At 70.8% G+C, this 24,185-nt stretch carries 15 protein-coding genes; 12 read left to right on the forward strand and 3 right to left on the reverse strand.

Features of this window, described 5'->3' with window-relative positions; translation table 11 throughout:
* Window positions 1-40 precede the first annotated feature (40 nt).
* The 7 genes from AB0N16_RS38995 (at window position 41) to AB0N16_RS39025 (ending at window position 8,147) form a co-directional block, all read left to right on the forward strand.
* On the forward strand, window positions 41-1,276 hold the full coding sequence (locus AB0N16_RS38995) for a spermidine/putrescine ABC transporter substrate-binding protein (protein WP_365805331.1): 1,236 nt from the start codon (window positions 41-43) through the stop codon (window positions 1,274-1,276).
* A gap of 7 nt (window positions 1,277-1,283) precedes the next feature.
* The gene (locus AB0N16_RS39000; RefSeq protein WP_365805333.1) at window positions 1,284-2,429 is read left to right on the forward strand and encodes an ABC transporter ATP-binding protein; all 1,146 of its coding nucleotides are present in this window, start codon (window positions 1,284-1,286) and stop codon (window positions 2,427-2,429) included.
* Window positions 2,429-3,358 carry an ABC transporter permease gene (locus tag AB0N16_RS39005; RefSeq protein ID WP_365805335.1) on the forward strand — a complete coding sequence of 310 codons (930 nt, stop codon included), beginning with the start codon at window positions 2,429-2,431 and terminating at the stop codon, window positions 3,356-3,358. The genes AB0N16_RS39000 and AB0N16_RS39005 overlap by 1 nt, the downstream gene beginning before the upstream one ends.
* Complete coding sequence (locus AB0N16_RS39010) at window positions 3,359-4,159, forward strand: ABC transporter permease (protein ID WP_365805337.1); 801 nt, start codon at window positions 3,359-3,361, stop codon at window positions 4,157-4,159. It abuts the gene before it with no gap.
* A gap of 25 nt (window positions 4,160-4,184) precedes the next feature.
* Window positions 4,185-5,612, forward strand: a complete 1,428-nt coding sequence (locus AB0N16_RS39015; RefSeq protein WP_365805339.1) for an FAD-dependent oxidoreductase — start codon at window positions 4,185-4,187, stop codon at window positions 5,610-5,612.
* Window positions 5,613-5,740: 128 nt separating this feature from the next.
* Window positions 5,741-6,184, forward strand: coding sequence for a hypothetical protein (locus tag AB0N16_RS39020; protein ID WP_365805341.1), 444 nt, complete (start codon window positions 5,741-5,743; stop codon window positions 6,182-6,184).
* Between the two features lie 196 nt (window positions 6,185-6,380).
* A complete protein-coding gene (locus tag AB0N16_RS39025; RefSeq protein ID WP_365805343.1) occupies window positions 6,381-8,147 on the forward strand; it encodes a glycoside hydrolase family 18 protein in 1,767 nt (588 codons plus the stop codon).
* Here the strand turns inward: AB0N16_RS39025 and AB0N16_RS39030 are convergent.
* Window positions 8,086-8,973, reverse strand: a complete 888-nt coding sequence (locus tag AB0N16_RS39030) for a phosphatase PAP2 family protein (protein ID WP_365805345.1) — start codon at window positions 8,971-8,973, stop codon at window positions 8,086-8,088. The two genes, AB0N16_RS39025 and AB0N16_RS39030, sit on opposite strands and share 62 nt — an antisense overlap.
* Window positions 8,974-9,165: 192 nt before the next feature.
* The gene (gene gabT / locus AB0N16_RS39035; protein ID WP_365805347.1) at window positions 9,166-10,500 is read right to left on the reverse strand and encodes a 4-aminobutyrate--2-oxoglutarate transaminase; all 1,335 of its coding nucleotides are present in this window, start codon (window positions 10,498-10,500) and stop codon (window positions 9,166-9,168) included.
* Window positions 10,501-10,806: 306 nt separating this feature from the next.
* Here gabT and AB0N16_RS39040 point away from each other — a divergent pair, with 306 nt between their 5' ends.
* From AB0N16_RS39040 to AB0N16_RS39055, 4 genes are all read left to right on the forward strand, one after another.
* Window positions 10,807-12,972: an ATP-binding protein gene (locus AB0N16_RS39040; RefSeq protein WP_365805349.1), complete on the forward strand. Its 2,166-nt coding sequence runs from the start codon at window positions 10,807-10,809 to the stop codon at window positions 12,970-12,972.
* A gap of 131 nt (window positions 12,973-13,103) precedes the next feature.
* Window positions 13,104-14,669, forward strand: coding sequence for a PucR family transcriptional regulator ligand-binding domain-containing protein (locus AB0N16_RS39045; protein ID WP_365805351.1), 1,566 nt, complete (start codon window positions 13,104-13,106; stop codon window positions 14,667-14,669).
* A 302-nt stretch (window positions 14,670-14,971) separates the two neighbouring features.
* Window positions 14,972-16,420 carry an aldehyde dehydrogenase family protein gene (locus tag AB0N16_RS39050; RefSeq protein ID WP_365805353.1) on the forward strand — a complete coding sequence of 483 codons (1,449 nt, stop codon included), beginning with the start codon at window positions 14,972-14,974 and terminating at the stop codon, window positions 16,418-16,420.
* A gap of 298 nt (window positions 16,421-16,718) precedes the next feature.
* Entirely contained in the window at window positions 16,719-19,169 is a 2,451-nt protein-coding gene (locus AB0N16_RS39055; RefSeq protein ID WP_365805355.1) for an Orn/Lys/Arg decarboxylase N-terminal domain-containing protein, read from the forward strand.
* A 60-nt stretch (window positions 19,170-19,229) separates the two neighbouring features.
* On the opposite strand, the gene AB0N16_RS39060 is transcribed toward AB0N16_RS39055, so the two are convergent.
* The gene (locus AB0N16_RS39060) at window positions 19,230-22,133 is read right to left on the reverse strand and encodes a glycoside hydrolase family 3 C-terminal domain-containing protein (RefSeq protein WP_365805357.1); all 2,904 of its coding nucleotides are present in this window, start codon (window positions 22,131-22,133) and stop codon (window positions 19,230-19,232) included.
* Between the two features lie 356 nt (window positions 22,134-22,489).
* Between AB0N16_RS39060 and AB0N16_RS39065 the strand changes: the two genes are divergently transcribed.
* A complete protein-coding gene (locus AB0N16_RS39065) occupies window positions 22,490-24,181 on the forward strand; it encodes an extracellular solute-binding protein (RefSeq protein WP_365805359.1) in 1,692 nt (563 codons plus the stop codon).
* The last annotated feature ends 4 nt before the right edge of the window (window positions 24,182-24,185 follow it).

The following is a 24,185-nucleotide window of genomic DNA, read 5'->3' on the forward strand; positions in this document are numbered from 1 at the left end:
CCGCTCATCCCGGCCCTCTTCCCGAAAGGGCATCAAGCGCATGAGGCAGTACGAGCCCGACCGTCCGACGCCGGTCGAAGTGGCCGCCATGCGGCGCAGTCTCCGCACCGGCCGGGCCGCCCTGGCCCGCCGGTCGTTCCTGGGCGGTGCGCTCGCGGTGGGCGGCGTAGGGGCGCTGAGCGCCTGCGGTATCCCCGCGGCCGGCAAGTCCCAGGGCGGCGTCTCCGCAGACGACCACTCGGCGAAGGAGAAGGTCGTCAACTTCTCCAACTGGCCCGAGTACATCGACGTGGACGACAGCGGGAAGCACCGCCCGACGCTGGACGCGTTCCGCAAGCGGACCGGCATCACCGTGAAGTACACCGAGGACATCAACGACAACGACGAGTTCTTCGGCAAGATCCAGCCACAGCTCGCCGCGGGCCAGGACACCGACCGGGACCTGATCGTCCTCACCGACTGGCTGGCCGCCCGCATGATCCGGCTCGGCTACGTCCAGAAACTGGACGCGTCCAACCTGCCGCATGCCTTCGCCAACCTGTCGGACCAGTTCCGCAGCCCCGACTGGGACCCGGGCCGGGCCTACTCGTACCCCTGGCAGGGCATCTCGACCGTCGTCGCCTTCAACAAGAAGGCCCTGGACGGCGTCGAGGTGAAGTCGGTATCCGACCTGCTCGACAACCCCGCGCTCAAGGGCCGGGTCGGCCTGCTGACCGAGATGCGCGACACCGTCGGCATGACCATGCTCGACATGGGCAAGGACCCGGCGACGTTCACCGACGACGACTACGACGCGGTGATCGCCCGGCTGCAGAAGGCCGTCGACAACGGTCAGATCCGCCGCTTCACCGGCAACGACTACACCTCCGACCTCAGCAAGGGCGACCTGGCGGCCTGTGTGGCCTGGGCCGGTGACATCGTGCAGCTCCAGTCCGACAACCCGGACGTCTCCTACGTCATCCCGGACAGCGGCTACATGACGTCGACCGACAACATGCTGATCCCCAACAAGGCGCGCCACAAGACGAACGCCGAGCGGCTCATCGACTACTACTACGAGCCCGGGCCGGCCGCCGAACTCGCGGCCTACATCAACTACGTCAGCCCGGTCGCGGACGTGAAGCCCTACCTCGCCAAGATCGACAAGTCGGCGGCGGACAACCCGCTGATCGTTCCCGACAAGGCCATGCAGGCCAGGTCCCATGCCTTCCGCTCGCTGAGCTCGAAGGAAGAGACGGCATACCAGCAGAAGTTCGCGAAGCTCACAGGGGCGTGACGACACCATGACGACAGACAGCAGCGGCGACGTCCGCCTCACCGGCATCGGCAAGACCTACGACAACGGCTTCACCGCCGTGAAACCGATGGACCTGACCGTGCCCCAGGGTTCCTTCTTCGCCCTGCTCGGTGCCTCCGGGTGCGGCAAGACCACCACCCTGCGCATGATCGCGGGGCTCGAGGAGCCGACCAGCGGCACCGTGCACCTCGGCGACCAGGACGTGACCCATCTGCCGCCGTACAAGCGGCCGGTGAACACGGTCTTCCAGTCCTACGCCCTCTTCCCGCACCTCGACATCTTCGAGAACGTCGCCTTCGGCCTGCGCCGGCGCGGCATCAAGAGCGTGAAGAAGCAGGTCGAGGACATGCTCGACCTCGTCCAGCTCGGCGAGCAGGCGCGCAAGAAGCCGCACCAGCTCTCCGGCGGCCAGCAGCAGCGGGTCGCGGTGGCCCGCGCGCTCATCAACCACCCCAAGGTGCTCCTCCTCGACGAGCCGCTCGGCGCCCTCGACCTCAAGCTGCGCCGCCAGATGCAGTTGGAGCTCAAGCGGATCCAGACCGAGGTCGGCATCACCTTCGTCCATGTCACGCACGACCAGGAGGAGGCCATGACCATGGCCGACACGGTCGCCGTGATGAACGCGGGACGGGTGGAGCAACTCGGCTCGCCCACCGATCTGTACGAGAACCCCAACACGACCTTCGTCGCCAACTTCCTCGGGACGTCCAATCTCATCGAGGCCGAGGTCGACACGAAGAGCGGGGACGACATCATCCTCAAGGCGGGCGGCGGCAAGCTGGTCCTGCCCGAGGCGCGATGTTCGGCGCCGACCAGGGCGGGCGGCAAGGTGCTCGTCGGCATCCGGCCCGAGAAGATCTCCCTCACGCACGCCGACGACGCCGGCTCGATCCCCGAGGGACGCAACCGGATCACCGGCAAGATCGCCGACGCCAGTTTCATCGGCGTCTCCACGCAGTACGTCATCGACAGCGCGGTGTGCCCCGAGTTCGCGGTGTACGTGCAGAACGTCGACCGCGACGGCCGGCTCGTCCCGGGCGCCGACGTCGTCCTGCACTGGAGCCCGGCGCACACCTTCGGTCTCGACGCCGCGCAGGACATCGACGCCGGTACCGAGGAGGAAGCCGCCTGATGGCCACGCTCTCCGAGGCGCCGCCGCCCCTGGCGCCCGCCGAACCCACGGCGAAGCCCCCGCGCAAGCGGGGCCGGTTCACGCCGTACTGGCTGCTGCTGCCCGGCCTGCTCTGGCTGGTCGTCTTCTTCGCGCTGCCGATGGTCTACCAGGCCTCCACCTCCGTCCAGACGGGTTCGCTGGAGGAGGGCTACAAGGTCACCTGGCACTTCGCGACCTACTGGAACGCGCTGAGCGAGTACTGGCCGCAGTTCCTGCGGTCCGTCTTCTACGCGGCCGGGGCGACCGTGCTCTGCCTGCTGCTCGGCTACCCGCTGGCGTACCTGATCGCCTTCCGGGCCGGCCGCTGGCGGAACCTCATCATGATCCTGGTGATCGCGCCGTTCTTCACCAGCTTCCTGATCCGCACCCTGGCCTGGAAGACGATCCTCGCCGACAACGGCCCGGTCGTGCACGTACTGAACTCGCTGCACATCCTGGACCTCACCGACTTCCTCGGCTGGACGGCCGGCGACCGCGTCCTGGCCACCCCGCTCGCGGTGGTGTGCGGACTGACGTACAACTTCCTGCCGTTCATGATCCTGCCGCTCTACACCTCGCTGGAGCGGATCGACGGACGGCTGCACGAGGCGGCCGGCGACCTGTACGCCAAGCCCTGGACGACCTTCCGGAAGGTCACCTTCCCGCTGTCGATGCCGGGCGTGGTCTCCGGCACCCTGCTGACCTTCATCCCGGCGGCCGGTGACTACGTCAACGCCGAACTCCTCGGCTCGACCGACACCCGCATGATCGGAAACGTGATCCAGACGCAGTTCCTGCGGATTCTCGACTATCCGACGGCGGCCGCGCTCTCCTTCATTCTCATGGCCGCGATCCTGTTCATGGTCACGATCTACATTCGCCGGTCCGGGACGGAGGATCTGGTCTAAATGCCCTTCGTCAACTGGTTCAAGAAGCGTCTCGTCGTCATCGCGGGACTGCTCACCCTCGGATATCTGCTGCTTCCGAACATCATCGTCACGGTGTTCTCCTTCAACAAACCGAAGGGGCGCTTCAACTACGAGTGGCAGCAGTTCTCGCTCGACGCGTGGAAGCAGCCGTGCGGAGTCGCGGACATGTGCGGCTCGCTCTCCATCAGCCTGCAGATCGCCGTCTGGGCGACCATCGGCGCCACGCTCCTCGGCACGATGATCGCCTTCGCGCTGGTCCGCTACCGGTTCCGGGCCCGCGGCGCCGTGAACTCGCTGATCTTCCTGCCGATGGCGATGCCCGAGGTCGTCATGGCGGCCTCGCTGCTCACCCTCTTCCTGAACATGGGTGCCCAGCTCGGCTTCTACACGATCCTGATCGCCCACATCATGTTCTGCCTCAGCTTCGTCGTCACCGCGGTCAAGGCGCGCGTGATGTCGATGGACCCGCGCCTGGAGGAGGCGGCCCGGGACCTCTACGCCGGACCGGTGCAGACGTTCGTCCGGGTCACCCTCCCCATCGCGGCCCCCGGAATCGCGGCGGGTGCGCTGCTGTCCTTCGCGCTCTCCTTCGACGATTTCATCATCACCAATTTCAACGCCGGCTCCACCGTCACCTTCCCCATGTTCGTCTGGGGTTCGGCCCAGCGCGGCACGCCCGTCCAGATCAATGTCATCGGTACGGCCATGTTCCTGGTCGCCGTATTGCTCGTCCTGGTAGCCATGCTCATCACCAACCGCCGTAACAGGCAAAAGGCGTAAAGAACTCTGTAGGGAGTTGAAAATCATGGCCCCAAGCGCCATGAGCCGTCAGGCAGATTGGACCAAGTCTCTTTCCGAAGCACAGCCGGTTCCGTACTGGCTCGAAGACCCCGGCAAGCCCCACCCCGAGCCCGCGCTCACCGGCGCCGACACCTGCGACCTGCTGGTCGTCGGCGGCGGGTACAGCGGACTGTGGACCGCGCTCAACGCCAAGGAGCGCGACCCCAAGCGCGAGGTGGTCCTGCTGGAAGGCCGCGAGGTGGGCTGGGCCGCCTCCGGCCGCAACGGCGGCTTCTGCGCCGCCTCCCTCACCCACGGGCTGCCCAACGGGCTCGCCCGCTGGCCCGGCGAGATCCACCGCCTGGAGGAGCTGGGCCGGCGCAACCTCGACGAGATCGAGGCCGCCGTCGCCCGGCACGGCATCGACTGCGAGTTCGAGCGCACCGGCGAGATCGACGTGGCCACCGAGCCCTACCAGGCCTGGGAACTGCGCGACTGGCACCAGGAGCTGGAGCGGAAGGGCCTCGCGGACGGCATCGAGGTCCTCGACGCCGACGCGGTGCGCGAGCAGGTGAACTCGCCCACCTTCGAGGCCGGCCTGTGGGACCGCCGGGGCGTGGCCATGGTCAACCCGGCCAAGCTCGCCTGGGGCCTCAAGCAGGCCTGCCTCGCCCTCGGTGTCCGGGTGTACGAGCACACGCCCGCCCTCGAACTGAAGCCGTACGGCGCCGGCATGGCCGTACGCACCCCATACGGCTCGGTGCGCGCCCGGCGGGTCGCCCTCGGCACCAACATCTTCCCGAACCTGGTCAAGCGGGTCCGCGCCTACACCGTCCCGGTCTACGACTACGCCCTGATGACCGAGCCGCTCACCGCCGAGCAGCTCGGCGCGATCGGCTGGAAGAACCGGCAGGGCCTCGGCGACTCGGCCAACCAGTTCCACTACTTCCGCCTGTCGGCCGACAACCGGATCCTCTGGGGCGGCTACGACGCCATCCACCACTACGGCGGCCGGGTACGCGCCGAGTACGACGACCGTCCGGAGACCTACGCCAAGCTCGCCGGTCACTTCTTCACCTGCTTCCCGCAGCTGGAGGGCGTCCGCTTCACGCACGCGTGGGGCGGCGCGATCGACACCTGCTCCCGCTTCTCGGCGTTCTTCGGCACCGCCCACCAGGGGCGGGTGGCCTACGCGGCCGGGTACACCGGCCTCGGCGTCGGCGCGACCCGGTTCGGTGCCGACGTGATGCTGGACCTGCTGGCCGGCGAGGAGACCGAGCGCACCCGCCTGGAGATGGTCCGCAAGAAGCCGCTGCCGTTCCCGCCCGAGCCGTTCGCCTGGACGGGCATCGCTCTCACCAAGTGGTCGCTGGCCCGCGCCGACGCCCACGGAGGCCGCCGCAACCTGTGGCTCAGGGCGATGGACCGGATGGGGCTGGGCTTCGACAGCTGACTCGTTCGGGTGCGTGATCCAGCTCACTCCAACAGGGTGGGCAAACCTGCGTAATGCCCCTGGAAGACCTCCCTCTCTCTCCGTGACGCGACGCCCGCGTCGACGAGGCGGGACTGGGAGGTCTTCTGATGACTGGGGCGAAGACGGCGGTCGAATGGCTGGCATCCGTCGCACCTGACCCCGAGGCGTGCCGCTGGGAATGGGAGCGCAACCCCCTCGGGGTCGCGCTGCTGCCCGCCGGCAAGGCCTGGGACGTACTGATCCTGCCGGGCGAGCTCGGCTACCCCACCCTCGACGTGCTCACCCGCGTCCTCGGCCAACCAGGGCCCGTCCTGGTCGACTTCGGGGACGACCGGGTGGGCTTTTTCGTGCCGCCCGGCACGGCCGCCCGGTGGCTCGGCACCGGGATCCGCACGGCGGGCGCCGGCACCTGGATCGTCGTGCCGTATCCCGGCCGGTCGACCCAGGGGGTGCGGTGGCTGGTGGCGCCGGACGGGTCGGGGACGCTGACGGATCCGGCGCTGCTCGAGCTGGCCATGCACGAGGCTGCCGCCGGCCTGGCCGATGGCTAGGCGCCGTGCGTGGCAGGGGCGGCCGTCGGCTGCGGCTGCGTTGTGGCTGGTCGCGCAGTTCCCCGCGCCCCTACGGGGCGCTGTGCCGTAGGTCTTGACAAGTGGATTGGTCTGGACCAAGTTGAGCGCCGCTGCACCTCCTCCAATTCCCCCAAGCCCGGAGGCACTTGTGGTTCGCGCGAGACCTGTTCTCACCATGCTCACGGCCGGGCTGCTGGCCGTGTCCGGTATCACCGCGCTCTCGTCGGCCGCCCGTGCGGCCGACGCGGACCTTGCCAGGAACGGCGGCTTCGAGTCCGGTCTCGACAACTGGAGTTGCACGGCCGGTACGACGGTCAGCTCACCCGTGCACAGTGGCGGCTCCGCGCTGCAGGCGACCCCGGCCGGCAGCGACAACGCGCAGTGCGCGCAGACGGTGACCGTGCAGCCGGGCGCGCAGTACACGCTGTCCGGTTACGTCCGCGGCTCCTACGTCTACCTCGGTGCGAGCGGCACCGGGACCACCGACGTCTCCACCTGGACCCAGTCCGCCCCCGACTGGCAGAAACTCACGACCACCTTCACCACCGGCGCCTCGATCACCAAGGTCACGATCTACACCCACGGCTGGTACGGCACCGGCGCCTACTACGCGGACGACATCTCCCTCGTCGGCCCCGGCGGTTCCACGGGCCAGCCGCCCGCCGTACCGACCGGACTGAAGACCGGCACGGTCACCTCCTCCAGCGTGGGTCTGTCCTGGACGGCGGTCACCGGCGCCACGAGCTACGCGATCTACCGGAACGGGGTGAAGGTCCAGACGGCGACCGGGACTTCGGCCACGGCCACCGGCCTCACGCCCTCCACCGCGTACAGCTTCCAGGTCACGGCGGTGAACGACGCCGGCGAGTCCGCGAAGTCGGCCGCGGTGACCGCCACCACCGCCGGCTCCTCCGGCGGCTCCACCGACCTGCCCACCCACGCCCTGGTCGGCTACCTGCACGCCTCCTTCGCCAACGGCTCCGGCTACACCCGGCTCGCCGACGTCCCCGACAGCTGGGACGTCATCGACCTGGCCTTCGGCGAGCCGACCTCGGCGACCTCCGGGGACATCCGCTTCAACCGCTGCCCCGTGACCGAGTGCCCGAACGTCGAGAGCGACGCCGACTTCAAGGCGGCGATCAAGGCCAAGCAGGCGGCCGGCAAGAAGGTGCTGATATCGATCGGCGGCGCCAACGGCCAGGTCCAGCTGACCACGACCGCCGCCCGGGACGCCTTCGTCTCCTCCGTCTCGAACATCATCGACACCTACGGCCTGGACGGCCTCGACATCGACTTCGAGGGCCACTCGCTGTCGCTGAACACGAGCGACACCGACTTCAAGAACCCGACGACCCCGGTGATCGTGAACCTGATCTCCGCGCTGAAGACGCTGAAGGCCAGGTACGGGGCGAAGTTCGTGCTGTCCATGGCGCCCGAGACCTTCTTCGTGCAGATGGGCTACCAGTTCTACGGCACCGGCAAGTTCGGCGGCCAGGACCCGCGCTGCGGGGCCTACCTCCCGGTCATCTACGCCCTGCGCGACGACCTGACCCTGCTGCACGTCCAGGACTACAACTCGGGCCCGATCATGGGCCTCGACAACCAGTACCACTCCATGGGCGGCGCCGACTTCCACATCGCCATGACCGACATGCTGCTCACGGGGTTCTCGGTGGCGGGCGACGCCAATAACGTCTTCCCGCCGCTGCGCCCGGACCAGATCGCGATCGGCATGCCGGCCTCGACCAACGCGGGCAACGGCTACGTCGCACCGGCAGAGGTCACCAAGACCCTGGACTGCCTGACGAAGAAGACGAACTGCGGCTCCTACGCGACCCACGGCACCTGGCCGGCCATGCGCGGCCTGATGACCTGGTCGGTCAACTGGGACCGGTTCTCGAACTGGGAGTTCCAGAAGACCTTCGACGCGTACTTCGGCTGAGCAGCAGCCACAGTGCGGTCAGCAGGACCGCGCACAGGCACCAGCTGGCCGCCACGTCCAGCGGCCAGTGGTACCCGCGGCGGACCAGACCGTAGGAGACGGCGAGGACCAGGGCCGCGCAACCGGTGACGACGGTGCGGCGGGTGGCGCGGGAGCGGAGCCAGGGGAGGAGGAGCAGGGTCGCGGAGCCGTACGCGATCGCCGCCGTCGCCGTATGGCCGGAGGGGAAGTAGCCGACCGCGGGGGGCACCACCGGGGTCCCCGGACGGGCGGTCCAGTCCTTGACCGGCACGATGATCGCCGGGACCAGGGCCATCAGGGCGGCGGCCGCGGCGGGCGGCAGCCACCAGCGGTCTGTACCGGTGGAACGGCCGCGCCGGACGACGTATCCGATGACGATCACCAGGACCGGAACCGCGACCTGCACGTTCCCGAGGTCGGAGAGGAGCTCGGAGAACCGGTCCGGGTGGACGAGTGCGCTGCTCAGGCGGCTGTCCAGGCGGAGCAGGGGGCCGTGGGCCACGACCTGCCAGGTGATCAGCGCGAAGAGAAGGGCCGGAAGGACCACGAGCCCCAGGAGTCCCGCGAGGGGAAAGCGAAGGAAGGAGGTCGGCCGCCCCGGAACAGGGGGGGTGGTTCCGGGGCGGCCGTCCGGATCGGAATGTCGCGCGCCCCGGGGGGTTTGGGGCGAGCGACCGTCCGATCGGTGAGGAGATCCGGAGCCGGAGGCCCCGGTTGTGTGCGCGAGGGCACGACCAGGTCGAAGCTGGGGAGGCCCCGGCCTGAAGTCGCCCACAGTCCCCTGTGGGCGGGGTGTATCTCTCATCTGGTGAGAACCTACGGCAGAGTGCGGTGCGGCGACAGGCGGAATCGCGTCCCGTCATCCACCTCGCACACCTTCTTCACACGGCCCGACGGGGGCCGCCCCAGCCCCCCACATCACGCCAGGTGGGAGGGGAGGGGCGGCTGTGACACATGGGTTCGACACCCTGTGAGCGGGCTGCGAGAACCCTGTGGCTCAGATCCGAGCGAAGGCCTGCTCGATGATGTCGAGGCCCTCGTTGAGCAGGTCCTCGCCGATGACCAGCGGCGGCAGGAAGCGCAGCACGTTGCCGTAGGTGCCACAGGTCAGGACCAGCAGGCCCTCCTGGTGGCAGGCCTTGGCGAGGGCCGCGGTCGCCTCCGGGTTCGGCTCCTTGGTCGTACGGTCCTTGACCAGCTCGATGGCGATCATCGCGCCGCGGCCCCGCACATCGCCGATGACGTCGAACTTCTCGGCCATGGCGGACAGCCGCGCCTTCATGATCGCCTCGATGGCCTTCGCCTTGCCGTTGAGGTCCAGCTCCTTCATGGTCTCGATGGCGCCGAGCGCACCGGCACAGGCGACCGGGTTGCCGCCGTAGGTGCCGCCGAGGCCGCCGGCGTGCGCGGCGTCCATGATCTCGGCGCGGCCCGTGACGGCGGCCAGCGGCAGACCGCCGGCGATGCCCTTGGCGGTGGTGATCAGGTCCGGAACGATCCCCTCGTCCTCGCACGCGAACCACTGACCGGTACGGCAGAACCCGGACTGGATCTCGTCGGCGACGAACACGATCCCGTTGTCCTTGGCGAACTGGCTGATCGCCGGCAGGAAGCCCTTGGCGGGCTCGATGAAGCCGCCCTCGCCGAGCACCGGCTCGATGATGATCGCGGCCACGTTGTCCGCGCCGATCTGCTTGTTGATCATGTCGATGGCCTGGGCGGAGGCCTCGGCACCCGCGTTCCCGGGACCGGTGAGCCAGCGGTAGCCGTAGGCCACCGGCACCCGGTACACCTCGGGCGCGAACGGCCCGAAGCCGTGCTTGTACGGCATGTTCTTCGCGGTCAGCGCCATGGTGAGGTTGGTCCGGCCGTGGTACCCGTGGTCGAACACGACGACCGCCTGCCGCTTGGTGTAGGCGCGCGCGATCTTGACGGCGTTCTCGACGGCCTCGGCGCCGGAGTTGAACAGCGCGGACTTCTTGGCGTGGTCGCCGGGCGTCAGCTCGGCCAGCGCCTCCGCGACGGCCACATAGCCCTCGTACGGGGTGACCATGAAACAGGTGTGGGTGAAGTCGGCCAGCTGGGCGGCGGCCCGGCGTACGACGGCTTCGGCGGAGGCGCCCACGCTGGTCACCGCGATACCGGAACCGAAGTCGATCAGGCGGTTGCCGTCGACGTCCTCGATGATGCCGCCGCCCGCGCGGGCGGTGAACACCGGCAGCACGGAACCGACACCCTGCGCGACCGCGGCGGTACGGCGGGCCTGCAGCTCCTGCGACTTGGGGCCGGGGATGGCGGTGACGACGCGGCGCTCCTGCGGAAGTGCGGTCATGGGGGCTCCCTGATCAATCGTGCGTTCCGGGGCGCTGTGCGTGTCCGGCGGCCCGGGGTGGCTCCGGCGGTGCGTATCCGGACGCTCTCCTTCTTTCTTCGCAGGCTAGGTCCGGCCGTGGGAGGTGGGCATGCTCCATGTGGGTGTTGTCCGGGGGTGGCGTTGTCCGTGGTGGACATACTGCGCCGGGCGGTGGCGGGACCCGGCTGACGGTTCCTCGGCCGCGTAAGCGGTGAACTCCCCTGGGGAGGGCGTTAGATTGACTCGCTGACGGTGGACGGAACGGCTGGTCAGGGGGAAAGGGCGATGGACAGCGACGGGACGCGGGACACACAGGGCACGCACACGAATCCTGTACCGCGTCCGGCGGGGCCGCAGGACGCGGGCAGGGCGCCGGCCGAGGCCGCCGCCGTGCCGCCGCGGCCGAAGCTGCCGCCCGGGGCGCCTCCGAGGCCCGACGGCTCGGCCTTCCTGAGCTGGCTGCGGGCGCCGCGGCCGGAGGCCGCGCCCGGGGTGTGGCGGTTCCGGTACACGCCCAGGCCAGAGGAGGAGCCCGAGCGGATCCCGGCCCGGCAACTGCTGAGCGGCGCGTTCATCGCGTTCCTGGTCGGCTGGCTGGTCTGGTCGCTGCTGTGGAACGGCTATCTGGGCGGCTGGTGGGTGGTGCCCCTGGAGCTGTTCACCCCGGACTCCTGGCGGCACAGCGACGACCGCGTCGGCAACGCCGTCCTCTGGTACGGCTACTACACGCTCATCGCCCTGGCGATCATGCTCGTCGTCGGCCGTCTCGGCCGCTGGGGCGAGGTCTGGCGCCGCTATGGCCCGCGAGCCTGGACCCAGGCCGCCACCCCCGGCGCCGAACGGCCCCCCGCCCCCGAGCAGGACCCCGCCCAGTGGCCCCACCTCCGTGCCGCCGGGGCGCACGACGCCGCTGATCGGCTCGCCGCCGACGCACGGGCCGGGCTGATGGGGGACGTGGACCAGGCCCGCATCGCCCGCGCCTGGCAGGGCGTGCGCAGCGGCCGGCACAGCATGGCGTCGTTCTCCGCCGCCGTGGTCAAGGACGGCGCCGCCGCCTGCCTGCACCCCTCCGGGGAACGCGACCTGCCCGCCCGGCACGCCCGGCACGACCTGGTCACCGGCCAGGTGCGGCTCGGTACGACGGCCGACGACCCCCGCAACCCCTACCTCTACCGCGGCACCGGCCTCGCCCTCGGTCCCGAGCTGCTCGGCACCTCCCTGCTCGCCGTCGGTCCGGCCGGCTCCGGCAAGTCCGGCGCGCTGGTGCGCCCGCTCGCCGAGTCGCTCTGCCTGCACGCGCTCGCCGGCCGCGCCTCCGTGGTCGTCGTCGGCGCGGCCGGCGCCGGACTCGGACCCGCCGACTCCTACGACGTCGTCGTCCGCATCGCCCACCCCGAGTCCGTCTACGACCTCGACCTGTACGGCGGCACCACCGACCCCGACGAGGCCGCCGCCATAATCGCCGAGGCCCTGGTCGGCGACCTCGCCGACCCGCCCCCCGGCAGCGACAGCCGCCGCTCCACCACCGTCCTCGCCCAGCTGCTCGGCCCGTTCAAGGCGGTCCACGGCCGCTTCCCCTCCGTACCCGAACTCCGCCAGCTCCTCGACGGCGCCCCCGGCCCGGTGGCCGCGCTCCGCAAGGCGCTGACAGCCACAGGACACGAGTCGCTGCTGCGCGAACTCGACGCCCGGGAACGGCAGATGGGGCACCCGGGTGACGTGGGCGCGGTGCTCGCCGACCGCATCGCTCTCCTCGACCGTCCGGCCTTCGCCGGGTTCTTCGACACCTCCGGCCAGTCCCGCCCCTTCTCCCTGAAGGCCCTCGACCACCCGGTCCGGGTCCGTATCGACCTGCCGGAGCGCGGCCACGCGGACGCCTCCCGCATCCTGGCCCGGCTGGTGCTCGCCCAGTTCACGGCGAGCGTGACGGTCCGGGACGACCGCTCGCTCTTCGCCTGCCTGCTCCTGGACGACGCGACGGGTGTGGTGACGCCGGAGGCGGTACGTGCCGTGCAGCGTCTGCGGTCGGCCAACGCCGGCGTCGCGCTGACCCTGCGCACCCTGGACGACGTGCCCCGTCCCCTGCGCGGGCCGCTGCTGGGGGCCACCGGCTGCCGTATGGCCTTCGCCGGACTCACCCCCTGGGACGGCCAGGACTTCGCCGAGGTCTGGGGCAAGGAGTGGACCGAGGCCCGGGACGTCACCGACCGCCAGATCATCGCGGAGACCCCGGCGGGCAAGGCGCTGCACGTCGTCCGGCAGGTCATCACCGGCAAGGCGCCCACGGCCCGCGCGGTCACCGTCCGCCAGGTGGAGCGCGAGCGCTGGTCGGCCTCCGAGCTCGCACACGGCGTGCCGGCGGGCCATGCGGTCCTCTCCCTGACGACCGTCAAGGGCGAGCACGCGCCGCCGCTGCTGGTGGACCTCAGGGGCGGCGCCGGCCGGGTTTGAACAGGCAGTCACACGCGACCGTACAGTGAGGCAGAATCGATAGAGGCCGTTCATACGAGACGGCCAAAGGCCCCGCTGCCCCTGTGCACGTCTTCACGTGTGCGCGACCGAAGAGAAGATCTGACGGCCCGATGCCACCCACGCTCGCCTCGCTCGTCCACCATTCCGCGCTCAAACTGACCGTGCGCGCGGGCGAGGACCGCCTCGACGTGCCCGTGCGCTGGGCCCATGTCAGCGAACTCGCCGACCCCGTGCCGTACATGGAGGGCGGGGAACTCCTCCTGATCACCGCGCTGAAGCTGGACGCGGACGATCCGGAGGCCATGCGACGGTATGTGAAACGCCTGGTGGGAGCGGGTGTGGTGGGTCTCGGCTTCGCCGTCGGGGTCAACTACGAGGAGATCCCCAAGGCCCTGGTCGACGCGGCGGAGCGGGAGGACCTGCCCCTGCTGGAGGTGCCGCGCCGCACCCCCTTCCTCGCCATCAGCAAGGCCGTGTCGGCAGCGATCGCGGCCGACCAGTACCGGGCCGTGACGGCGGGCTTCGCCGCCCAGCGCGAACTGACCAGGCAGGCCCTGAACGCGGGTCCTGAGGGTCTGCTGGCCGCACTCGCCGCGCAGGTCGACGGCTGGGCGGCGCTGTACGACGCCTCGGGTGCGGTCGTCGCCACGGCACCGGAGTGGGCGGGCCGCCGGGCGGCCCGGCTGACGGCCGAGGTGGAACGGCTGCGGGAGCGCCCGGCGCCGGCCTCCTCGGTGGTGGGCGGCCCGGACAACGAGGACCGGGTGGAGCTGCACTCGCTCGGCACCGGCCGCAGGCCCCGGGCGGCCCTCGCGGTCGGCACCGCGGCGGCCCTCGGCACCGCCGAGCGGTACGCCGTTCACTCGGCCATCGCACTGCTCACGCTCACCACGGAACGCTCCCGTTCGCTGCAGGCGGCCGAGCAGCGGGTGGGTGCGGCGGTACTGCGCATGCTCCTCGCCGGGCAGCCGGACCACGCCCGGGGCGTTGCCGGGGATCTGTACGGCGGGCTTCTCGACGCACCCTTCCGGATCATCGTCGCCGATGCGGGTGCCGAGCTGCTCGCCCATCTCGCGGAGGCGGTCGAGTCGGCCGCGGCGCGCGCCGGGGAGGCGGTGCTGGTGGTGCCGGAGGGGGAGCGGCTGGTCGTGCTGGCCGCCGACGGAGGCGCGGCGGTGGGCGCGTGCGCCGACCACGCGGCGGCGCGCGAGGCCGCCCGGGCCGCGCCGGAGCAGGACGCCACCGAGGAGGACGACCTGGTCGTGGGCATGTCCGCCCCGTCCGGGCCGATCGGCGCGCCGGCCGCCTACAAACAGGCCGAACAGGCCCTGTCGGTGGCCCGGCGGCGGGGCCGGGTGCTGGTCGAGCACGAGCAGCTGGCCGCCGGTTCGGTCCTGCCCTTGCTGGCCGACGACGCGGTGAAGGCGTTCGCGGACGGTCTGCTGCGGGCGCTGTACGAGCATGACGCGACGGGCCGCGGTGACCTGGTGGCCTCCCTGCGGGCCTGGCTGTCCAGGCACGGCCAGTGGGACGCGGCGGCGGCCGACCTGGGCGTGCACCGGCATACGCTGAGGTACCGGATGCGCAGGGTCGAGGAGATCCTGGGCCGTTCCCTGGACGACCCGGATGCCCGGATGGAGCTGTGGCTGGCCCTGAAGGCGACCTCGGCGGACTGATCGCCGCCGGAGAAGCCGGAGAGCGCGGAGAAGCCGGAGAGCGCGGAGAAGCCGGAGAGCGCGGAGAAGCCGGAGAGCGCGGAGAAGCCGGAGAAGCCGGAGAGCGCGGAGGCGCGGAGAGCGCGGAGGCGCGGAGAACGCGGAGGCGCGGAGAACGCGACCCACGCGCCGCCCCTGCCAAAGAGGCGCAGCCCCGTTCCCCACCACTACACCCCGGACAAGCGCCGCTTCTCCCTCCCGCGCCTACGGTGGACCGTGGAAGCCAAGAACATCCCCACACACGCGGAAGGGCCGGGACTCTCATGACCGCCACCCACGCCTTCTGGCTCGCCGGCCGTCAGGTCACCGGCGAGGACACCTTCGACGTCACCAGCCCGTGGGACGGGCGCCTCGTCGGCAAGGTCAGCGTGCCCACCGACACGCAGGTCGAGGAAGCCGTCGCCGCCGCGTACGCCGTACGGGACGAGTTCGCCGCCACCCCGGCACACATCCGCGCCGCCGCCCTCGACCACGTCAGCCGGCGCCTCGCCGAGCGCACCGAGGAGATAGCCCAGCTGATCTCCGCCGAGAACGGCAAGCCGATCAAGTGGGCGCGCGGCGAGGTCGGCCGTGCCGTCTCCGTGTTCCGGTTCGCCGCCGAGGAGGCCCGGCGCTTCAACGGCGGCGAGGCCCAGCGGCTCGACACCGACCTCGGCGGCCAGGGCCGGCTCGCGCTGACCCGCCGCTTCCCGAAGGGCGTCGTCCTCGGCATCGCACCCTTCAACTTCCCGCTCAACCTCTGCGCCCACAAGATCGCCCCGGCCATCGCCGCCGGCGCGCCGATCATCCTCAAGCCGGCGCCCGCCACCCCGCTGTCCGGCCTGATCATCGGCGACCTGCTCGCCGAGACCGAGGGCCTCCCGGCCGGCTCCTGGTCGATCCTCCCGGTCGCCAACGACAAGATGGCCGCCCTCGTCCAGGACGAGCGCCTCCCCGTCATCTCGTTCACCGGTTCCGAGAAGGTCGGCTACGCGATCATGGACTCGGTGCCCCGCAAGCACTGCACCCTGGAGCTGGGCGGCAACGGCGCGGCCGTCGTCCTCGGCGACTACGCGAGCGACGCCGACCTCGACTGGGCCGCCACCCGCATCGCCACCTTCTCCAACTACCAGGGCGGCCAGTCCTGCATCTCCGTGCAGCGGGTCATCGCCGACGCCTCCGTCTACGACCGGCTGCTCCCGCGCATCGTCGCCGCCGTCGAGGCCCAGGTCACCGGTGACCCCGCCGACGCCAAGACGGACGTCGGTCCGCTGGTCAGCGAGGCCGCCGCGGAGCGCGTCGAGGCGTGGGTGAAGGAGGCCGTGGAGGCCGGCGCCACGCTGGTCACCGGCGGCGACCGGGACGGCGCCAGCTTCGCGCCGACCGTCCTCACCGAGGTCCCGGCGGACACCACCATCTCCTGCGAGGAGGTCTTCGGACCCGTCCTCACCGTGCAGAAGGTGTACGGCGAGGCCGAGGCCTTCGCCGCCGCCAACGACTCCAAGTACGGCCTCCAGGCGGGCGTCTTCACCCACGACCTGGGGACCGCCTTCCGCGCTCACCGTGCGCTCGAGGTCGGCGGTGTCGTCATCGGCGACGTCCCCTCCTACCGCGCCGACCAGATGCCGTACGGCGGCGCCAAGCAGTCCGGCGTCGGCCGCGAGGGCGTCAAGTTCGCGATGGACGACTACACCTACGAGCGAGTCCTGGTCCTCACCGGCCTCGCCCTCTGACCTGCCACGGACGGACCCGAGAGCGATAGGACGGCCGCAGCCCACTGTGCGGGGGCTGCGGCCGTCTCCGTTTTCACGCTGGCGTCACCCGCGCCGCAGGGAGGAACTGAAGCCGTGCCGCCGCTCCGGACCGCCGTGGGTGCGCAGTGGCCGGTGGAACTGCTGCGAAAGTCAACGTCGGGACGGCGGGTTCCGCTGCAGGGGTGGTTTGCCGTCATGGCCGGCGCTCTGCCGGACGGCCCGCCAGGACACTGGCCGGGGGCGGCCGGGGGCGCCGCTGTGGACGGCAGGGGAGCGCATGGCCGACAGCAGGATCCTGGTCGCGGTGCCCGAACACCCGCGGGGCGAGGGCGCCGGGTCCCAGCAGTTACGGGCGATCCGGGACGCGATCGAGGCGGGCGGCTTCGAAGTCCGGTGGGCGGTCACGTCCGCGGACGCGGACGCGGTACTGCGCACCGAGGCCGGTCTGGCTGCCGCGCTGGTGGCCTGGGGCCTTCCCGGGGCCCCTGCTGACGGCCCCGGCGCCGCGCTCGCCGCGCCGGACGGCACACTGGCCGGGCCGGACCGAACCCACGACGGGCCTCCGGGCGGCGCCGCCGTGCTGCGCCGGATCGGCCGCCGTTTCCGGGACCTGCCGGTCTTCCTGGTGATGACCGGCGAGGGCCTGGGGGAGCTGCCGCTGTGGGTGTCCGAGTCGGTCGTGGGCTACGTCTGGCCGCTGGAGGACACCCCGGGCTTCATCGCGGGCCGCATCACCGCCGCAGCCCGCGCCTACCGGGAATCCGTGCTGCCACCGTTCTTCCGGGCGCTGCGCCGCTTCGACGACGCCCACGAGTACTCCTGGCACACCCCGGCCCACTCTGGCGGGGTCGCCTTCCTCAAGTCACCGGCGGGGCGCGCCTTCCACGACTACTTCGGGGAGCGGCTGCTGCGCAGCGACCTGTCGATCTCGGTCGAGGAACTGGGCTCGCTGTTCGAGCACACCGGCCCGATCGGCGAGGCGGAGCGCAACGCGGCCCGTGTGTTCGGCTCCGACCTCACCTACTTCGTGCTGCACGGCGACTCGACGTGCAACCGCCTGGTGGGCCACTTCAGCGTGACCCGCGACGAGATCGCGCTGGTGGACCGCAACTGCCACAAGTCCGTGCTGCACGGCCTGGTCGTCTCCGGCGCCCGGCCGGTCTATCTGGTGCCCACCCGTAACGGCTACGGCCTGGCGGGACCGCTGCCCCCGGCCGAGATCGCCGCGGACGCGGTGGCGGCCCGGATCGCCGCGCACCCGCTCACCGAGGGCGCGGTGTCCCCGCACCCGCAGTACGCGGTGTTCACCAACTCCACCTATGACGGCCTGAGTTACGACGCCGTGCCCACCGCTCGTGCGTTCGCCGCCAGTACGCCCCGGGTGCACTTCGACGAGGCGTGGTTCGCGTACGCTCGTTTCCACCCGCTCTACGCCGGCCGCTACGGAATGTCGGTGGACGAGGAGACCTTTCCCGGCCCGGACCGCCCGACCGTGTTCGCCACCCAGTCCACGCACAAGCTGCTGGCGGCCTTGTCGCAGAGCGCGATGGTGCACGTGCGGCCCGCACCGCGGGCACCGGTGGAACACGACCGGTTCAACGAGGCGCTGATGATGCACGGCACCACCTCGCCCCTCTACCCGATGATCGCCTCGCTCGACGTGGCGACGGCGATGATGGACGGCCCACAGGGCGAGTGGCTGATCGACGAGGCGGTCACCGAGGCGATCCGCTTCCGTCAGGAGATGGTGCGGCTGCGGCAGCAGATCGAGAGTGCCGGGGACCGGCCGCCGTGGTTCTTCGGGGTGTGGCAACCGGACACGGTCACCGACCCGGTGACCGGCGCCCGGCTGAGGTTCGAGGAAGCCCCGCCGGAGCTGCTGCGCACCGACCAGTCCTGCTGGCTGCTGGAGCCCGGCGCCGACTGGCACGGATTCCCCGGGCTCACCGAGGGCCACACGATGCTGGACCCCGTCAAGGTCACGCTGACCTGTCCGGGGATCAGCGCCACCGGCGAGATGACCGAGGAGGGCATCCCGGCCCGGGTGCTCACCGCCTATCTGGCCACCCGGAAGATCGTCGTGGAGAAGACCGACAGTTACACCACCCTGATCCTGTTCTCCATGGGCATCACCAAGGGCAAGTGGGGCACCCTGCTGGACGCCCTGACGGATTTCAAGGCGCTCTACGACGCCGACGCCCCACTGGAGCGGGTCCTGCCGGAGGCCGTCGCCGCGCACCCCCGCCGGTACGCGGGCCTGACCCTGCGCGGGCTGTGCCAGGACATGCACGAGCAGCTGCGCTCCGCGCGCCTGGTGGAGCTTCTGGACAGGGCCTTCCAGCAGCTCCCGCAGCCCGTGGCGCCACCTCAGCACTGTTACCAGCGGCTGGTGCGGGGAGACACCGAGCGGGTCCGGATCTCGGAGGCGGCGGGCCGGGTCGCCGCCGCCATGGTGACGGTCACCCCGCCGGGCATCCCGGTCCTGATGCCGGGCGAGTCGGTCGGCGCCCCCGACGGCCCGCTGCTGCGTTACCTCACAGCCCTGGAATCCTTCGACCGCCGCTTCCCCGGCTTCCGCAGCGAGACCCACGGCGTGACCATCGACGAGGACACCGGCGACTACCTGATCGAGTGCCTGCTCCGGGGCGCGGAGCCGCACCCGGGGCACTCGCCCGGGCGTGTCGGCCGGCTCGGCCGTTCTCCGGCCGATGGGAAGCAGGTCGGGTAGGGGCCCGGCACCGATGCCTTCCGGTGCCGGGCCCTCCCCCGTGTCGGCCGCTCCGGACCCTCAACCGGAGAAGCCGACGTGCGCGAGCCGCAGCGGGCCGCGCAGTCTCAGGTGGACGTCGTGCACGCCCTCGGCGGCGATGCCGGCGGTGAGCGAGGTGTACGCATACGGGCCCGGCGTCGGCTCGGTGAGCGTCAGCACCGCCAGCGACGGGCCGCCGTCCAGGGACAGTTCCAGCGAGCCGGCGCCCGACACCCGCGCGGTCACCTCCGTCACCCCCAGACCGAAGTCACAGTCCCGGTAGACGAGTTCACCGAGGCCGTCGCCCTTCGGCGTGACCGCGTCGCCCGCCGACCTCGTACGGTCCACGATCGCGATGCCCGACTGCTCGTCGAAGTCGGCGGCGGGCAGGCCGCGCTCGGCGGTGACGTCACGCGGCAGCGCTTGCTCGCCGTCCAGGATCACCGTCGTGCGCAGCCGGACGTCTGCGCTGGACGCGCCGACCAGGACGTCGTAAGGGCCCTGTTCCAGACGCCATCCGTCCCGGGCCACGTCCCAGAACGCGAAGGCGGAGAGCGGGACTTCGAAGGTCAGCCCGGTCCGTGCGCCGGGGGCCAGGGTGACCCTTCGGTGGGCCAGGAGTTCGCGGCGCGGGCGCACCGAGGACGGCTCCACCGCCCGGGAGTAGAGCTGGGCCACCTCGTCCGCCGTCACGTCACCGGTGTTGGTGACCGTGAAGGACACGCTGAGCGTCCCGTCCACCACCTCGGTGACCAGGTCGGCGTAGGAGAAGGACGCGTACGACAGGCCGTGGCCGAACGGGAACAGCGGGGTGCCCTCGAAGTAGAGGTACGTCTGGCGGGCGCCCAGCACGTCGTAGTCGAGGAGGCCGGGGAGGTCGGCGTCGGAGGCGTACCAGGTCTGCGGGAGGCGGCCCGCGGGTGAGACGTCACCGGCCAGCACGCGGGCGAGCGCGGTGCCGGCCGCCTGGCCACCGTGCGCCGTCCACAGGACCGCGGGGAGGCGGGCCACGTCCACCGCGTAGGGGTAGGCCGACGTCAGGGCCAGGACCGTCCGCGGGTTCGCGGACCGGGCCGCGCGCAGCAGGCGCTCCTGGTGCGGGGGCAGGGCCAGGGTCGTACGGTCCTCGGTCTCACGGCCGTTGATGTGCGGGTCGTTGCCCGCGACGACCAGGACCGCGTCGGCCGCGGCGGCCACCCTGGCGACGGCCTCCGTACCCCGCTCGACGATGATCAACTCGAAGATCGACGCGTTCTCGGCGGCAACCTTCACGCCGTCGGCGGCGACAGAGACGTGGCGACCCGTGCCGAGATGCCGGAGGAGGTGACCGTGCTCATGGGGTTCCAGGCGGAACGTCTCCTGGACGACCCAGCCGCCGGGCTGGTCGGCGGAGGCACGGACCCGGCCGTCGTCGGCGACCGAGAGATAGCGGCCGTCGGGGGCGCGGAGCGTGAGCACGCCGTCGCCCCAGTCGACGAGGGCGAGTTCGGTACCCGTCGCGTCGGTGGTCAGCGGGGGCAGGTCGGTACGGCCCGCCAGCAGCGCCGGGTCCAGGGCGCCCGTCGCGCCGCGCGTCTCGTCGGCGGCCTCGGGGGCGGGCGGTACGTGCAGGAAGGTGCCGTCCGCGAGCCTGAGCCGGACCCGGTCCACGCCCTCCGCGAACTCCACACGCTCGGCGCCGAACCGTTCGTACAGGCCCTCCAGCGGGGTGGAGCGGTGCAGCAGCGTGCCGCTGTACCAGTCGAGCTTGCACTCGTCGGCGAGCAGACCGACCACCGCGATCCGGGTGTCGGGCGCGAGCGGCAGCAGGTCGCCGTCGTTCTTGAGCAGGACGATCGCCTGTTCCGCGGCCTCCTGGGCGAGGGCGCGGTGCGCGGGAGTGTCGAAGTCGGACGGGTGCGCGTGCGGATCGTCGTGTGGGTCGGAGTGCGGGTCGGAGTGCGGGTCGGAGTGCGGGTCGGCGTATGGATCGTCGTGCGGGTCGAACTCGCCGAGACGGAAGCGGACCGAGAGCTGGCGGCGCACGGCCGTGTCGATGTCGGCCTCGGTCAACAGGCCCTGTGCCAAGGCCCCGTTGATCCGCGCGACGATCTGCGAACCATCCGTCCCGTGGTCGGTGAAGCTGTCGACACCCGCGAGCAGGGCGGCCGCGGTGGCCTCCTCATGGGTGTCGAAGTAGTGCTCGTGGTCGACCAGGTTGCTGGGCGCGCCGGCGTCCGAGCAGACCAGCAGATCCTCCTCCGTCCAGGTCCGCAACCGCTCGCGCAGGTACGGGGAGACGTGGTTGGGACGGCCGTTGACCAGGTTGTACGCCGGCATCACCCCGGCCACCGCGCCCGCCCGCACGGTCTCCTCGAAGGCGCGCAGATCGTACTCGTGCAGCACTCGCGGGCGGACCGAGGAGGAGGACGTGGCGCGGTCCGTCTCGTTGTTGTGGGCGAGCCAGTGCTTGAGGACGGGTGCGGTGCGCCAGTACACCGGGTGGTCGCCGCGCAGGCCGCGGGTGTAGGCGGTGGCGATGGCGGAGGTGAGCTTCGGGTCCTCGGAGTAGCCCTCCTCGTTGCGGCCCCAGAGCGGGTGACGCAGCAGATTCACCGTCGGCGCCCAGACGTTGAGGCCCACGCGGTCGTCGCGGGCGCGCATCGCCCGGACCTCCCGGGACACGGCCTCGCCGACCCGGCGTACGAGATCGGTGTTCCAGGTCGCGCCGAGGCCGACCGCCTGCGGGAACACCGTGGCCGGGCCCATCCAGGCGACCCCGTGCAGGGCCTCCTGGCCGGTGCGGAAGGCGGCGATGCCCAGGCGTGTCACGGCGGGTGCGAACTGGTGCAGGAAGGAGACCTTCTCGTCCAGGGTGAGCCGCGCCAGCAGGTCGTCGATGCGCTTCGCGAACGGCAGGTGCGGATCGCGGAAAGGCGGCGTAGGCGGCGTGTGAGCGGTCACGTGCGGTTCCCCCTGCGATGGAGCGACGAGGAGCTTTCGAAGCGCTTCGATGCTCATTGGACGCACCGTCGGGTGTCAAGAGACGCTCACCGAAAATTCAAGTGGCACATACGAAGAGGTCAACCCCGGCACCACGGAGGAATCTTGGGGGCGACCCTTGTGCACCCCCGGGTGTTCACTTAACCTCGCAGCAACATCGAAGCGCTTCGACTAGCCGACGCGACGGTCCGCCCCAGGGACACATGACAGCGGTCGACCATGGTCGGGGGATCGCTTCAGCTCAGCCAGTTCCACTCGAGACACCGCAGCCGACGGCCACCGCCGGGTGTCCTGGTGCGCCATGAAGGGTTGACGCAATGACGCCGAACGCCGCTTCCGCCCCCTCCGGGCCGAGCCGGAGAAGTTTCCTCGCCTCCACGGCCGTCGCCACCGCAGCGGTGGCGGGCGGGATGCCGCTGCTCGCCGCCTGCGGAGCGTCGGACAGCGGGTCAGGAGGGGGCTCCTCCTCGGGCAAGGACGCGAAGAAGCTGCTGCCGTCCTACGTCGCCGGCAACGTGGTGACTCCGGACATCCCGGCGAAGAACGGCTCGGCGATCGGCTTCACCGGCAAGCTCGACCTGGCGACGCTGAAGACCTCGGTCCCGAAGAAGCTCGGCAAGGGGGGCAAGGTCACCATCATGTCCCCGTTCTGGGGCTCCCCGCCGAAGGCCGGCAATGCCTACTACAGGGCGATGGACGACCTGATCGGCGTCGACGTCCAGTGGCAGAACCAGGACGGCAACACCTACGACCAGAAGCTCGGCGCGGTGCTCGCCTCCAGCGACGTACCGGACGTCGTGGTCGTCCCGGGCTGGAACATGGGCGGCAGGATACCCACCGCCATCATCAGCAAGTTCGCCGACCTCGGCCCGTACCTGTCGGGCGACAAGGTCAAGGACTACCCGAACCTGGCCGCCATCCCGACCGACGCGTGGCGGCGCTGCATCTTCGGCGGCAAGCTGCGCGGCCTGCCGCAGCCCTCGCCGTACGTCACCGGCATCGTGCCCCTCTATCGCAAGGACATCTTCGACAAGGAGGGGTACGCGCTCCCGCGCTCCGCGGACGAGTTCCTGTCCCTGGCGAAGGAGATCACCAACGCCAAGGCCAAGCGCTGGGCCTGCATGGACATGAAGTGGACGGCCTTCCAGTCCTTCGGCGTGCTCTCCGGCAGCGAGAAGCCGCTCGGCTGGAACCTCGTCGACGGCAAGCTGGTCAACCGCATCGAGACCGACGCGTACCTCGAAGCGCTGGAGTGGGCCCGCAAGCTCTTCGCCGCCGGGGTCGTGCACCCCGACTCCCTGCTGGGCAAGAACGCCCCCGACCCCGGCCCCAAGTTCGCGGCCGGCGAGTTCCTGATCTACCCCAACAACATCAGCCAGTGGTGGAGCCGTACCGCCGAACAGGCCACCCAGAACCCGGACTACAAGATCTGGGGCATGGACATCTTCGGCCACGACGGCGGCAACCCGCAGCTGTGGGCCGAGCAGCCCGCCGGCATCTTCGCCTTCATCAACAAGAAGGCCCCGGAGTCCGTGATCCGTGACGTGCTGGCCGTCGCCAACGTCACCGCCGCGCCGTACGGCACCAAGGAGTACATGCTCACCAACTACGGCCCCGAAGGCACCGACTACACCGTCAAGGACGGCGTGCCCATCAAGACCACCCAGGGCAACAACGAGGTCCTGAACGCCTACGTCATGGTCGCGAGCCCCGCCGCCACCATCGCCCACCCCGACTTCCCCGACGTCGCCAAGGCGCAGGTCGAGTGGCAGCAGCGGATGGGCTCCTTCACCAAGAAGTCCAGCTTCTACGGCCAGATGATCACCGAGCCGTCGCGCTACACCAACCTCATGAACGACTTCGAGACGCTCGAGGACGACATCACCCGCGGCCGCAAGAAGATCAGCGACATGCAGCAGGCCGTCTCCGACTGGAAGAGCAAGGGCGGCGACCGGCTGCGCGACTGGTACCAGAAGCTACTCGACGACAACGGCTCGTCGGCGAGCTGACCCG

Origin of the sequence: Streptomyces sp. NPDC051105 (assembly GCF_040682795.1) — a bacterium.
GTDB lineage: Bacteria > Actinomycetota > Actinomycetes > Streptomycetales > Streptomycetaceae > Streptomyces.

Excerpts from the sequence above, each read along its gene's own strand:
- AB0N16_RS38995 (WP_365805331.1), top strand. The coding sequence starts at position 41 with ATGAGGCAGTACGAGCCCGACCGTCCGACGCCGGTCGAAGTGGCCGCC.
- AB0N16_RS39000 (WP_365805333.1), top strand. The coding sequence starts at position 1,284 with ATGACGACAGACAGCAGCGGCGACGTCCGCCTCACCGGCATCGGCAAG.
- AB0N16_RS39005 (WP_365805335.1), top strand. The coding sequence starts at position 2,429 with ATGGCCACGCTCTCCGAGGCGCCGCCGCCCCTGGCGCCCGCCGAACCC.
- AB0N16_RS39010 (WP_365805337.1), top strand. The coding sequence starts at position 3,359 with ATGCCCTTCGTCAACTGGTTCAAGAAGCGTCTCGTCGTCATCGCGGGA.
- AB0N16_RS39015 (WP_365805339.1), top strand. The coding sequence starts at position 4,185 with ATGGCCCCAAGCGCCATGAGCCGTCAGGCAGATTGGACCAAGTCTCTT.
- AB0N16_RS39020 (WP_365805341.1), top strand. The coding sequence starts at position 5,741 with ATGACTGGGGCGAAGACGGCGGTCGAATGGCTGGCATCCGTCGCACCT.
- AB0N16_RS39025 (WP_365805343.1), top strand. The coding sequence starts at position 6,381 with ATGCTCACGGCCGGGCTGCTGGCCGTGTCCGGTATCACCGCGCTCTCG.
- AB0N16_RS39030 (WP_365805345.1), bottom strand. The coding sequence starts at position 8,973 with ATGAGAGATACACCCCGCCCACAGGGGACTGTGGGCGACTTCAGGCCG.
- gabT (WP_365805347.1), bottom strand. The coding sequence starts at position 10,500 with ATGACCGCACTTCCGCAGGAGCGCCGCGTCGTCACCGCCATCCCCGGC.
- AB0N16_RS39040 (WP_365805349.1), top strand. The coding sequence starts at position 10,807 with ATGGACAGCGACGGGACGCGGGACACACAGGGCACGCACACGAATCCT.
- AB0N16_RS39045 (WP_365805351.1), top strand. The coding sequence starts at position 13,104 with ATGCCACCCACGCTCGCCTCGCTCGTCCACCATTCCGCGCTCAAACTG.
- AB0N16_RS39050 (WP_365805353.1), top strand. The coding sequence starts at position 14,972 with ATGACCGCCACCCACGCCTTCTGGCTCGCCGGCCGTCAGGTCACCGGC.
- AB0N16_RS39055 (WP_365805355.1), top strand. The coding sequence starts at position 16,719 with ATGGCCGACAGCAGGATCCTGGTCGCGGTGCCCGAACACCCGCGGGGC.
- AB0N16_RS39065 (WP_365805359.1), top strand. The coding sequence starts at position 22,490 with ATGACGCCGAACGCCGCTTCCGCCCCCTCCGGGCCGAGCCGGAGAAGT.